This window comes from Rhodococcus sp. NPDC049939, from assembly GCF_040656415.1.
GTDB lineage: Bacteria > Actinomycetota > Actinomycetes > Mycobacteriales > Mycobacteriaceae > Rhodococcus_F.
The window spans coordinates 372,974-385,230 of sequence record NZ_JBFAMC010000002.1 but is presented as its reverse complement, the minus strand read 5'-3'; the positions used below and the strand labels follow the sequence as shown (position 1 = coordinate 385,230).

Sequence of the window (12,257 nt, the reverse complement as noted above, 5' to 3'; positions counted from 1 at the left end):
TCGTCATCAAGAGGGGAAGCCGCATAGCAGCCGGGCAGCGCAGCCTGACAACGTAATCCGGACAACCGGAGACGCAAGCTACGAATGTGTCGGACGTACCACTTAGGGTGTGGTCGCACATCCCAATAGCCAATCCATCCGCCAATCCGTCTATCCACGCAAGTCCGGGGGGACATGAAACTCGTCAAAGGGCAGAACACCGGCCTTGACGCACACGAACTGACCGTCACCTGTGCATGGCGTCGCACCGCCGACCTCGATGCAGATCTGTCGGCGCTCCTGCTCGTGGACGGCAAGGTATGCGGCGACGACGATTTCGTCTTCTACAACCAGGCACTCTCACCGGACGAGGCTGTACGTCACGATGGCAAGCAGGAATCTGCGGGTCGAGTGATCGATCGAATCAGCTGCAACCTGCACCGAGTAGACCCTCGAATCGACACCGTCGCCCTTGCTGTCAGCCTCGATTCTCCGAACGGTCGTCTACTGCGTGAACTCGGCGACATCGACGTCGCCGTCCACGACACCGACGACACTGTGCTCGCGATGTTCTCGGTGACCTCGCTGACCTCCGAGACCGCAGTGGTCACGCTGGAGTTGTACCGCCGTGACGACAGGTGGAAGGTCCGGGCGATCGGACAGGGCTACAGCGACGGGTTGGCCGGGCTTGCCCGCGACTTCGGTGTCGCCGTGGAGGCCGGTGCACCCGAACCCGTTCCGGTGCCGGCCGGCCCCCCTCCGATCGACTGGACCAACCCGCCGGTTCCCGCCGGATACGAGCTGTAGGAGGACCGTCATGGGTTTTCGCATGCGCAAGAGCGTCCAGATCGTGCCCGGGGTACGGATGAACTTCAGCCGGAGCGGAATTGGCTACTCGGTCGGAGGTAAGGGTCTGCGGGTGACAAGACACGCCAATGGCCGTGTCAGCCGGACCGTGTCTATCCCAGGAACCGGGCTGTCCCACCAGCAGACCCTGCGCGCCGGATCCCGTCGAGGAGCGAGCTCACGCGGCACAGGATCAAGACGAGCCGCGGTTGCACCGCCTCCGTCGAACCGACCCGTCGCGCCGGGGATGTTCGCCCCGGCTTGGGAAAAAGACTTGTTCGCCGTCCTCGAGTCACGGAACCCGTCCGACTATATGGCGGTCGCCCGCAAACACGGCAGCACCATGCCGACGGCACGAGTCCTCGCGGCCGCGTTGGAGGGGTTGCTGCACTTCCAATTCGGGATCGAGGACCCTGTGGCCCGGGAGCGCGCGCGTGCACTCCTTGGATGGGTCGTGCCCCGACACGATGGCCTGTCGACGCTTCCGTTCGTCACGAAATACCTGGCGGAACGGACGTGGCCAGTCGAGATCGTTCACGGCGTCGAAGCCGAGCTTCGCTTCACCGACAACGTGGTCTTGCTGGCCGCCGCCGAGCTTCACCAGAGCGCCGGCGATCTTGCTGCCGCGATCTGGACGGTGGAGCAGGCGCATCCGACAACGCACGCTGCGCTCTCCCTTGTCGAGTTGTACAGCGACGCCGGTCGACATCGTGAGGTGATCGATATGACCAACGGCATCGGCAACAGCGACGACGCCTCTGCGCTACTGCTCGCGCTTCGTGGACGCGCATTCGCTCAACTCGGATACAGCGACGCCGCTCGCGAGAACTTCAAGGAGGCGCTTCGCCTCCGCAGTCGGGCGCCGGAGGTGAGGCACCGAGCGCTACTCGAACGCGCGCAGGTCGATCTGGCGCAGAACCGCAAGGCGACCGCCCGTAAGAGCATCGAGAAAGTCCTCGCCGAGGATCCGGGGTACCCGGGGCTGGCTGACTTACTCGTAGCGCTGCACTGAACAAGGAACGCTCCTGCGAGGAACGTGTAGATCCGGGTACGCGCACCGGAAACCTTCACGTTGATCATGGTCTGGCCGGTGGAACCACTCTCGAAACACGGCCTAGATCCAGCCACGCTCGCGGGCCTTGACTGCCGCTTCATAACGGTTGGAGACGCCGAGCTTGGCGATAGCAGACGACAGGTAGTTGCGGGTGGTCCCCGGCGACAGGTAGACGTGCCTCGCGATCTCCTCGACGGACGCGCCGTTCGCAGCGTACTCGAGGACGTCGGCCTCACGCGCTGTAAGGACGGAGTCCCCGGCGCTGATTGCCTCAGCGGCCAGCTCCGGGTCAACATAGCGGCCACCGCCGTGGACAATGCGGATGACATCGGCGAGCGTCACCGACGACGTCGTCTTCGGCAGGAATGCTCTCACTCCCACCGCGAGCGCCCGTTTGAGGTAACCAGGCCGGCCGTGACTGGTTACGATGAGCGTGCCCGCCCCGGGTGTGAGCTTCAACAACTCAGCGGCGGTGTCGATCCCGTCGCGGCCCGGCATCTGCAGGTCGATCACTGCGACGGCAACGGGTTCGCCGGCATTCACGCGACGACGCCAGGCGGCGATGAGCTCGTCACCGGTGCCGACGTGTTCGACGACGTCGATGTCGGTCTCCAGACCAAGCATAGTTGCCATGGCCGAGCGGATGAGTGTCTCGTCGTCCGCTAACAGAACTGGAATCATGTTGCTTCCCAGCGTATATCGAGGGAGAACTTGTCGTCGTACGCGGTGGTGTCGAGGGTGGCGCCGACGGCCGTGAGTCGGTCCGTGAGTCCGCGTAGACCGGAACCGCCACCCGGCTCACCGGAAACGCCGTTGTTGCGCAGAGTCATTCCAGTGCCGCGGAGGGTGAGGGTCGCCAAAGTCGCCGACGAGTGCCGGACGATGTTCGTCGTGCCCTCGCGCACAACCCATGCAGCAACCTCATGGAACCGTGCCGGCACTGCGTCGGGATCGCCCTCCACGACCAGCCGGCACCCGGCCGCCAAAAGTAGCGAGCGGGCACCGGCGACCTCACGATCGAGACCGATATCGCGGTAACCGCGCACCAGCGTGCGCATCTCACCCATTGACTGGACAGCGAGTGACTTGACTTCGTCCATCTCGACGGCAGCGCGATCGACCGCACCCGAGCGTGACAGGGCCGCCGCGAGGTCACTCTTGACCGCGATAGCCGAGAAGCTTCGACCGACGACGTCATGCAGATCTCGTGCGAAACGCAGGCGCTCCTCGGCGACCTGCAGGTCGGCCTCGAGTTCCCTGGCGTGTTCGAGATCGTCGATGATCCGCGGGCCCCACATGGTGACCATGGTCGTGACGATCAGGAGGCTTCCCGCGAGAACAACCATGACCGAAGTCAGTAGCGCTTCCTCTGGCGAGGAACTGAAGACGAGGCCGGTGGCGGTGCCGACTCCGAGGATGATCCACCACTTGCGTTGGGCGAAGGCGATGATGGAAAGTGCCGCCAGCAATGCCGCGAAGATGCCGGTGATACGCGCCCTGTCGACGACCATCTCGTCGGTCCCGGAACGGAATGCAAAAGCACTCACCAGCCACACCCCGGTCAGGACCACCGCACCCACCGGCGAGGCCCACCGTCGGTACGAAGTGTTCGGCCACGAGGAGAGTTCAGGCTGGGCCTCGACAGCGCCGGCGGCCGCGAGACCCGCGACGACGAGCACGACTGTTTGCCCGATCCAGCCGCCGACAAGAGACATCGCCACCACCACGCCAACGATGCCGCCATGAAGCATGAGGCGTGAGTACAGCCGGAATTTCTCCGGTCCCGACTGCTCGCGCAACCAGGAGTACCACCGAGTCACCCTCGCTCGTCCCATCGGAAGGTCTTGTATACGAGCCCGAGGGCGAGGACAGCCCACGCCGCCAGTACCGCAAGCGGCACGCCGAATCCGACGAAGGTGTCGTTGATATCCATCGTGGGAATCGACTCCGCGGCGGACGCGACCGTTCCGGTCACGCCGAGCGAGACGAGGTCGGACACGGCGGCGAAGGGTGTCCAGTCGGCTAGCACCGCAACCCGATCGGGGAGAACGCTGCGGATCGACGACATTCCCACCATCGCGATCGCCATAACCGGGAGTGCGGTGATCTGTGCGGCCTCGGCGTTCTTCGTCACGCCACTCGTCGCTAGGGCAAGTAGCGAGAAGACGACGAGCCCACCGAAGAGGGCAACCACCATCGCAATAGGGTTGACTGGCACGGGCGCACCCGTACCGTAGACGAACCCGGTCACGATCGCTGCCCCGGCGATCGTGAGTAGAACCCCGGGTACGGCGGGGGCAGTGAGAATCTGCCAGTCCGTGGCCTCGCCTGTACGCAGTCGTTTCAGTACCCCTTCACCACGGCGTGTTGTGACCATCGACAGGACCGAGTAGTACTGCACGAAGAGGAGCGCAACTATTGCGAACATTTCGAGGGTTGCCACCAGGGTGTGCATTGGATCGCCGTCACTTCGGCCTGCGAAGAACGTGAGCAGCGGAATGCCGACCGGGAACACGGTTCCCACGAACACGAGTGTCTTGTTTCGCCGGAATTGGAGGTACTCGGCCTTGGCGAGGCCGGTGAGCGGTCGTCGGTGGCCGACAGTAGGTGCAGTGGTCATCGCAGAGCCCCGATCGGTGAGTCCGTGGAATCGAGTTCGGTGGTGTCGGAGACATCGCGGGAGTTGGCGATGTCGAGGAATACCGTTTCCAATGAGGCGGCTCTGGCTTCGAGGCCGACGAGCGTTACATGGTGCTCGTGAGCCCAATTGAGCAGTTCGGACAGATGATCCTGAAGCGTGTGGGTGGCGATGGTGACACGGGCGTGCGCATCGACACTCGCGCCGAGCAGTGGTGGTAGCGGTAGCCCAGGATGATCGAACATGATGGTCGCCGGATGCTCATCGACAATGCCGCGGAGCGTACCGCAGCGAACGATCTCGCCCCGATGCATGATTGCGATCCGGTCGGCGAGCGCCTCTGCCTCGTCGAGGTAGTGGGTCGTGAGAACCATCGTCACACCGGATGCCTTGAGATCAGCCAGCAGCCGCCACGTCGCGCGGCGGCTCTCTGGGTCGAGCCCTGTGGTGGGTTCATCGAGAAACAATAGCCGCGGCTGCCCGAGCAGTGCACACGCAAGATCCAGGCGGCGCTGCTCGCCGCCTGACAGCGACCCGACGCGGACGTCGGCACGGTCGGTGAGGTTGACCAGGGCGAGGACGTCGTCAGCTGTGGTCGGGTTAGTGCAGGTGCTACGCCACATCTCCAACGTCTCGGCAACGGTCAGCTCAGCGGGCAGACCGCCCGACTGCAGCATGATGCCGATCTGCGGGCGGACCTTCCTGCGGTCAAGGCGCGGGTCGAGTCCGAAGACCTCGACATAGCCGGCCTCGGGACTGGCCAATCCCTCCAGAACGTCAAGTGTCGAGGTCTTGCCGGCACCGTTGGTGCCGAGCAGCGCGAATACCTCACCTTCAGCGACGTCCAGGTCGATGCCCTTGACCGCCTCGTATGCATCCTTGCCGTAACCATAGATCCGGCGCAGTCCGCGAGCGGTGATGCAGGGGATCATCGCCTGCCCCACCTCCTGGTTCCGACAATCCAGCGAATTGTCAGATAACTGACGGATCCTGCGATCACGACGGCGGTGACCATCACCTCCGGTTGCATAACTACAAGGAGGACGCCGACGACGACGAGCGCGAAAAGGGCGACGAACGCCTCGCGCGACCGCGTCGGTGCGGGACCGATGCGTAAGCAATCCATGAGCAGTTCGCGCATGCTGGCCTCGCGGACGCCTGCTTCGCGGCGAAATGGGGGAGTTGTTTGTGCGTTGTTCACGAGTTTCAGCCTCGCGGCAGCCGGCACCGGTTGGTAGTGCGGGCAATCATCGAAATGATGTGGACTTTGCACGTGCTGACGATGACAAAAGTCATACGGCAACGGCCCGGCATGCCTACGTCAGCCGGAGATTCAGCTCCGTTATGCGCGCCGGCGGTCAGCGCACACGCAATCGACGCGTCTAATGGTCGGCGCCCATCTGGCCACTCAGGCGCACGTGGCGATCCGCGGAGGCCCTGTTGAGGCCGACGATGTCCACGTTCTTTCCCTTGGCCGCGTACTTGGTGGTGATCGCGTCGAGCGTGGCCACCGTGGAGGCATCCCAGATGTGGGAGTCCGACATGTCGATCACCACGTTCCGCGGATCCCCGACATAGTCGAACTGGTAAACCAGATCGTTGCTCGAAGCGAAGAAAAGTTCTCCGCGCACCGCATACACCCGGGTGTCATCGTCGGGGTGGGCGATGTCGACGACCTCGGTCAGGTGAGCAACCCGGCGGGCGAAGAGGACCATTGCCGTGACGACGCCGACGACGACCCCGTAGGCCAGGTTGTGTGTGAGAACAGTCACCGCAACTGTCGCGAGCATCACCGTCGTCTCGCTCCGGGGCATCCGTCGCAGTGTCTTCGGTGCGATGCTGTGCCAGTCCATCGTGCCGACCGAGACCATGATCATGACCGCGACCAATGCCGCCATGGGAATCAGTGCGACAACATCGCCGAGACCGACCACCAGCACCAGGAGGAACACTCCCGCGAGGAAAGTGGAGATCCGGGTACGCGCACCGGAAACCTTCACGTTGATCATGGTCTGGCCGATCATCGCGCACCCGCCCATGCCGCCGAACAGTCCGGTGACCAGGTTCGCGACCCCCTGACCCCAGCCCTCCCTGGTCTTGTCCGAGTGCGTGTCGGTGATGTCGTCGACGAGTTTCGCCGTCATCAACGATTCGAGCAGTCCGACCAGTGCCATCGCCAGGGCGAATGGGGCAATGATCGACAGCGTTTCCATGTTCATCGGCACGTCCGGGATGAGCCATGCGGGCAGACTCGACGGCAACTCTCCCTCGTCGCCCACGTTCGGGACGTTCAGCGCGAAGAAGACCGTGACGGCTGTCAGGAGCACGATGGCCACCAACGGTGCGGGAACCACCTTTGTGTACCTGGGCAGGAACACCATGATCAGCAGTCCGACGGCGACCATCGGGTAGACCAACACCGGCACGTCGATCAGGTGCGGCAACTGCGCAGTGAAGATCAGGATGGCGAGGGCGTTGACGAATCCGGTCATGACGCTGCGGGGGATGAACCGCATCAGTTTCGCGACGCCGAGCAGGCTCAGGGCGATCTGCAGTACCCCGGCGAGCAACACTGCGGCGATGAGATAGTCCAGGCCATAGTCCCTTGCCAGCGGTGCCACCACCAGAGCTATCGCCCCAGTTGCGGCCGAGATCATCGCCCTACGCCCGCCAACGAAAGCGATGGTCACCGCCATAGTGAAGGAGGCGAACAACCCCACTCGGGGGTCGACACCCGCGATGATGGAGAACGAAATCGCCTCCGGAATGAGCGCAAGGGCCACCACAAGACCGGCAAGTATCTCGGTTCTCAGCCTGCGCGGAGATCTCAGTGCGGCACGCACCGACCCTTCGTCGGAAAGCGTGTCGGGGTGATCTACTGACATAAGAGCTCCGTTCAAGTGGCGTGGGACGCCGATACCGCTGGATGTTCGCGCGTCGCTACGCTGCGCCGCAGACTGGGAATTGTCGGGGTCGGCAGTACGACCCGAGAGTGCTCACGACAGTGCGCCGCACTTCGCCGGCCCGCACACAGGGCGGGACTTGGTGTTCCCTTTCGACCGAGCGACTCTACCCTCCCGTCGGAGAAGAGTTCCACTCACCGGATCAACGCTCGATGATTGCTATCGTCGGAAGGGCACTGCACCTCGCAGCGCCCTGACGTGAGGGGTGGTCGATTGTGAGCGTAGAGACGCGGTCCACACCATCTCGCAGCGGCCGAGCAGTTCTGATGAATGCGGTGCGCGGTCTCGTCACTCTCGCAATAGTCGTGGCCGTCGGCGTCGCGGTGAAGTCGCAGTGGAGCGAGGTTCGGGACACGATCACGAACCTGAACTGGTGGGCGCTCGCTGGCTCCGCCGTGTTCATCTTCCTCGGGATGGGCGCTGCGGTACGCGCGTGGCAGCACGCACTCGGTGCCCTCGAGCACCCGATACCCGCGTTCGACGCTGCCCGGTGCTATCTGGTCGGCCAACTCGGCAAGTATCTTCCCGGCAGCGTGTGGGCCTTCGTCCTGCAAACCGAACTCGTGCGTCGGGCCGGTGTGTCACGGGCCAACGGATTCGTCGCGGTGCTCGTCACCGTCGGTCTGAGTATCACGTCGGCACTGGTCGTGGGCCTGCTCGCACTGCCTGCCCTGTTTCAGATCAGCACGTTCGCTGCGGTCGCGGTGATCGTGCTCGTTCCGGTCGCCCTCGTCTGTTGCTACCCGCCCGTCCTCACCCGCCTGGTGAACCTGGCGCTGCGGATTCTGCGCCGCGCACCGCTGCAGAGGCAGTTGACCCTGCACAAGATCGCGCTGGCCTTGGGCTGGTGCGCCGTCAGTTGGGTGCTCTACGGAATCCACCTGTGGCTGCTGGCGTCCAGTACAGCGGGGTTCGAGATGGGCACCCTCGTGCAGTGCATCGGCGCTCTCGCGCTCGGTATGTTCGCCGGCGTGCTAGTTGTCATCGCGCCGTCCGGAATCGGAGTGCGCGAGGCCGTCATCGTTGCCGCGCTCTCCCCGTTCATGGACAGCGGCGTCGCACTCGGTCTTGCCCTGGCTTCGCGCCTGGTCTTCACGCTGTGCGAGGTGTTCGCGGGATTCGTCGCCGCCCTCTCCGGGTCGCGGGTGCTGCGCAACGCGCTGGTCCACGAGAGCTCGCGGGTACCTACTGCGTCATAGCCGCGGCCACGCGGGCTCAGCTGATCACGGATTCCGTGGCCGCATACCCCTTCTCCACGGGCTCTTTCTGCGCACGCCACCAGGATTCGTTCTCGCGGTACCACTGCACTGTCGCGTCGAGCCCGCTGCGAAAATCCACGTATCGCGGCTTCCAACCCAACTCGGTGCGCAGACGCGTCGGGTCGATCGCATAACGCATGTCATGGCCCGGCCGGTCGGTGACGAAGTCGAAGTCGTCGGCGGGGCGGCCGAACAGTTCCAGAAGTGTTTCGACGACTGTTCGGTTGTCGACCTCGCCGTCCGCGCCGATAAGGTACGTCTCGCCGATGCTCCCCTTCTCGAGGATCGTCCACACCGCGGAGTTGTGATCGTCGACGTGAATCCAGTCACGCACATTCCGTCCGTTGCCGTACAACCGCGGACGCACTCCGTCGATCAGGTTGGTGATCTGACGCGGAATGAACTTCTCCACGTGCTGATACGGGCCGTAGTTGTTGGAACAGTTCGACAATGTGGCACGGACACCGAACGACCGCGCCCAAGCTCGCACCAGCAGATCGCTAGAAGCCTTGGTCGCCGAGTAGGGACTCGACGGGCTGTATGCCGTCGACTCGGTGAACCGCTCGGGGTCGTCGAGTTCGAGATCTCCATACACCTCGTCGGTGGAGATGTGGTGGTAACGGAGGTCGTGTGCGCGCACCGCCTGGAGCAGCGAGAACGTGCCCATCACGTTCGTGTGCACGAATGGCGTCGGATCTGCCAGCGAATTGTCGTTGTGCGACTCGGCGGCGAAGTGGACCACAGCATCAGAACGCTGGGCCAAACGATCGACCAACGCGACATCGGCCACATCGCCGTGTACGAACTCGATGCGGTTCGCCACCGGTTCGAGCGAGTTGCGGTTGCCTGCGTATGTCAGTGCGTCGAGCACTGTCACCTGGACGTCGGGGCGTTCAGCGATCGTCTGGTGCACGAAGTTCGCACCGATGAACCCGGCGCCGCCCGTCACGAGAAGCCTCATGTGTACCCAGCCTAGTAGCGCGTCGCGAGTTTCTATCCGCAACGAACACTGGAACACTGCTCGTATGCGCGGAATCATCCTGGCGGGCGGCACCGGGTCCCGGCTTCACCCGATCACTCTCGCGGTGAGCAAGCAGCTGGTCCCGGTCTACGACAAGCCGATGATCTACTACCCGCTGTCCACCCTCATGCTGGCCGGCATCAGGAACATCCTCATCATCACCACACCCCACGATTCCGAACAGTTTCGTATGTTGCTCGGGGATGGTTCCCAGTTCGGGGTGAACCTCACGTACGTGGTGCAAGAGGAGCCGAAGGGTCTGGCGCAGGCATTCACGCTCGGTGCCGACCACATCGGCAATGAGTCGGTATCCCTGATACTCGGCGACAACATCTTCTACGGCCCGGGGCTCGGTTCGAGGCTCAACCGCTTCGAGAACATCGACGGCGGTGCCGTGTTCGCCTATCGGGTGTCTGATCCCAGTTCTTACGGTGTGGTCGAATTCGACGACACCGGCAGGGCGATTTCCATCGAGGAGAAGCCCGCAACCCCGAAGTCGCACTTCTCCGTTCCCGGCCTCTACTTCTACGACAACGACGTCGTGTCGATTGCTCGCTCGCTGGCGCCGTCGGACCGAGGCGAATACGAGATCACCGACGTCAACCGGGCGTACCTGCAGGCCGGGCGCTTGAAAGTCGAAGTACTGCCTCGCGGAACCGCCTGGCTCGACACCGGCACAGTCGATTCCCTGCTGGAGGCATCGAATTTCGTGCGCACCCTCGAGCACCGACAGGGATTGAAGATCGGTGTTCCCGAAGAGGTCGCATGGCGACGCGGATACATTACTGACGACGAATTATGTTCCCGTGCAGACGCTCTCGGAAAGTCTGGGTATGGTGAATACCTTCTTGAACTCCTCGAACTCGGCAAGGACTGGTGACGTGGAATATCGGGAACTGAAAGTCCCCGGCGCCTGGGAGATCACGCCGCGGCAGTTCGGCGACGACCGCGGCGTGTTCCTCGAATGGTTCAAGGGTTCCAAGTTCGAGGCAGCCGTCGGGCACAACCTCGATCTCGCGCAGGCCAACTGCTCGGTCTCGGCCGCCGGGGTCCTGCGAGGCATCCACTTCACCGAGAGTCCGCCCGGCCAAGCGAAATACGTGACATGTGTGAAGGGCGCATTCCTCGACGTCGTCGTCGATCTGCGGGTCGGGTCGCCGACATTCGGCCAGTGGGATTCGGTGCTCATCGACGACATCGAGCGGCGCGCGGTCTACCTTCCCGAAGGGCTCGGTCACGCGATCCTGTCACTCGAGGACGCATCCACCGTGATGTACCTGTGTTCGATCGAATACACCCCCGCGCTCGATCACGATATCCACCCACTGGATCCCGACCTTGCAATCGACTGGCCCACGATAGGCCGGGACGGCAACACGCTGACCTTCCAGCTGTCCGAGAAGGACTCAGCCGCACCGTCTCTGGCACAGGCATTGGACGCAGGCGTGTTGCCGAGCTTCGGCTGATCGAACTCCGGTTCCGCCGAGAGTGCGCCGGGCTCGGCAAGATCAACACGATCGGCGCTCGAGCGCACAGGAACTGAAGTAGGCTGAATCTCAGGTGATCTTTGTAGCGAAACGTATTGTGAACTGCGCAAAGCCTACGTCAGGAGTACTGCAATGTCCTCCCCTACCAATGGTCCGGCACCGAACCAGCCAATGGAATCGCCCCCGCCCCCAGCCGGTCCCACCGGTGCGCTGCGGCCCCCGAGCAACGCCGGCTGGGCGGTCGCCTCGCTCATCTTCTTCTGGCCGCTAGCGTTCTCGGCCTTCAACCATGCGTTCAACGTGTACCCGCTGTGGGCCAGCGGTGATGCGGCCGGCGCGCAGGACGCGTCGAACCGCGCTCGCCGACTCGGACAGATCTCCCTGTGGATCTTCGGCGGGCTCCTGCTGCTGTTCCTGGTGCTGTATGCGATCGGGCTCATCGTCCTGCTCGCGAACGGTGACGACGGCGGCATGCGGAGATGGCGTTGGGACTGAACCGGCCTCGCCGCTGGGAATCGGTGCGTGACGAGAAGCCCGAAGGAACCACCTGGACACCCTCCTGATCGCACCCTACGTCCTCATTGCCACGGTCTGGGCTCCACCGAGCGTGAATCACTGGTACCACCCGGGTGCCGTCGGCATGCCTCGGAAAGCAGTTGGGTGTCGGATCTGTTCGGACACTATGCCTTTGGACACTGCACCTAGAACGAGAGGTTCTCTTTGGGTGTTCGAACTGTACCCGGTGTGCGCCGGCGACAGGGCCGATCACGTGAGCGCCGGCGAACCCGAAGATCGGGGACAGTGATCACGGCGATGCTCGAACGCCAGCAGGTCGGTGCTGCGCGCCCCGGTAGTGGATCGAGTCGGTGAACCAACCCCTCAATGGCTAGCTCAGTATGGCGGTAGCTATAGCTACCGCCATATCTCTGCCGTACACGAATTAACTATTCGGGAATTGACTGTTCACCAATTAACTGTTCACCAATTAACTATTCAGAAATTAACTGTTC

13 protein-coding genes are annotated in these 12,257 nt (G+C 63.3%); 6 read left to right on the top strand and 7 right to left on the bottom strand.

The features are described from left to right. The first annotated feature begins 174 nt into the window (after nucleotides 1-174). Both AB0I57_RS11090 and AB0I57_RS11085 read left to right on the top strand, forming a co-directional pair. Nucleotides 175-786 (top strand): TerD family protein, encoded by a 612-nt coding sequence (locus AB0I57_RS11090; protein WP_358334270.1) that lies wholly within the window; start codon nucleotides 175-177, stop codon nucleotides 784-786. Between the two features lie 10 nt (nucleotides 787-796). Continuing rightward, the gene (locus AB0I57_RS11085) at nucleotides 797-1,837 is read left to right on the top strand and encodes a DUF4236 domain-containing protein (RefSeq protein ID WP_358334267.1); all 1,041 of its coding nucleotides are present in this window, start codon (nucleotides 797-799) and stop codon (nucleotides 1,835-1,837) included. A gap of 102 nt (nucleotides 1,838-1,939) precedes the next feature. Here the strand turns inward: AB0I57_RS11085 and AB0I57_RS11080 are convergent, their stop codons facing one another. The 6 genes from AB0I57_RS11080 to AB0I57_RS11055 form a co-directional block, all read right to left on the bottom strand. Then, nucleotides 1,940-2,560 carry a response regulator transcription factor gene (locus AB0I57_RS11080; protein ID WP_358334264.1) on the bottom strand — a complete coding sequence of 207 codons (621 nt, stop codon included), beginning with the start codon at nucleotides 2,558-2,560 and terminating at the stop codon, nucleotides 1,940-1,942. After that, nucleotides 2,557-3,699: a histidine kinase gene (locus AB0I57_RS11075; protein ID WP_358334261.1), complete on the bottom strand. Its 1,143-nt coding sequence runs from the start codon at nucleotides 3,697-3,699 to the stop codon at nucleotides 2,557-2,559. The genes AB0I57_RS11080 and AB0I57_RS11075 overlap by 4 nt, the downstream gene beginning before the upstream one ends. Beyond that, nucleotides 3,696-4,499: an ABC transporter permease gene (locus AB0I57_RS11070; protein WP_358334258.1), complete on the bottom strand. Its 804-nt coding sequence runs from the start codon at nucleotides 4,497-4,499 to the stop codon at nucleotides 3,696-3,698. The genes AB0I57_RS11075 and AB0I57_RS11070 overlap by 4 nt, the downstream gene beginning before the upstream one ends. Next, nucleotides 4,496-5,449, bottom strand: a complete 954-nt coding sequence (locus tag AB0I57_RS11065) for an ABC transporter ATP-binding protein (RefSeq protein ID WP_358334255.1) — start codon at nucleotides 5,447-5,449, stop codon at nucleotides 4,496-4,498. The genes AB0I57_RS11070 and AB0I57_RS11065 overlap by 4 nt, the downstream gene beginning before the upstream one ends. Next, nucleotides 5,446-5,718, bottom strand: a complete 273-nt coding sequence (locus tag AB0I57_RS11060) for a hypothetical protein (protein ID WP_358334252.1) — start codon at nucleotides 5,716-5,718, stop codon at nucleotides 5,446-5,448. The genes AB0I57_RS11065 and AB0I57_RS11060 overlap by 4 nt, the downstream gene beginning before the upstream one ends. 181 nt (nucleotides 5,719-5,899) lie before the next feature. Further along, a complete protein-coding gene (locus AB0I57_RS11055) occupies nucleotides 5,900-7,402 on the bottom strand; it encodes a SulP family inorganic anion transporter (protein WP_358334249.1) in 1,503 nt (500 codons plus the stop codon). Between the two features lie 344 nt (nucleotides 7,403-7,746). Here AB0I57_RS11055 and AB0I57_RS11050 point away from each other — a divergent pair, with 344 nt between their 5' ends. Continuing rightward, the gene (locus AB0I57_RS11050; protein WP_358334904.1) at nucleotides 7,747-8,679 is read left to right on the top strand and encodes a lysylphosphatidylglycerol synthase transmembrane domain-containing protein; all 933 of its coding nucleotides are present in this window, start codon (nucleotides 7,747-7,749) and stop codon (nucleotides 8,677-8,679) included. 16 nt (nucleotides 8,680-8,695) lie between these two features. Here AB0I57_RS11050 and rfbB read toward each other — a convergent pair whose 3' ends face one another. Beyond that, nucleotides 8,696-9,700 (bottom strand): dTDP-glucose 4,6-dehydratase, encoded by a 1,005-nt coding sequence (rfbB, locus tag AB0I57_RS11045; RefSeq protein WP_358334246.1) that lies wholly within the window; start codon nucleotides 9,698-9,700, stop codon nucleotides 8,696-8,698. A gap of 64 nt (nucleotides 9,701-9,764) precedes the next feature. Between rfbB and rfbA the strand changes: the two genes are divergently transcribed. From rfbA to AB0I57_RS11030, 3 genes are all read left to right on the top strand, one after another. Further along, a complete protein-coding gene (gene rfbA, locus AB0I57_RS11040; protein ID WP_358334243.1) occupies nucleotides 9,765-10,640 on the top strand; it encodes a glucose-1-phosphate thymidylyltransferase RfbA in 876 nt (291 codons plus the stop codon). Nucleotide 10,641: 1 nt separating this feature from the next. Continuing rightward, entirely contained in the window at nucleotides 10,642-11,226 is a 585-nt protein-coding gene (gene rfbC / locus AB0I57_RS11035) for a dTDP-4-dehydrorhamnose 3,5-epimerase (RefSeq protein ID WP_358334241.1), read from the top strand. A gap of 153 nt (nucleotides 11,227-11,379) precedes the next feature. Then, complete coding sequence (locus tag AB0I57_RS11030; RefSeq protein WP_358334238.1) at nucleotides 11,380-11,742, top strand: CD225/dispanin family protein; 363 nt, start codon at nucleotides 11,380-11,382, stop codon at nucleotides 11,740-11,742. Nucleotides 11,743-12,257: the final 515 nt, after the last annotated feature.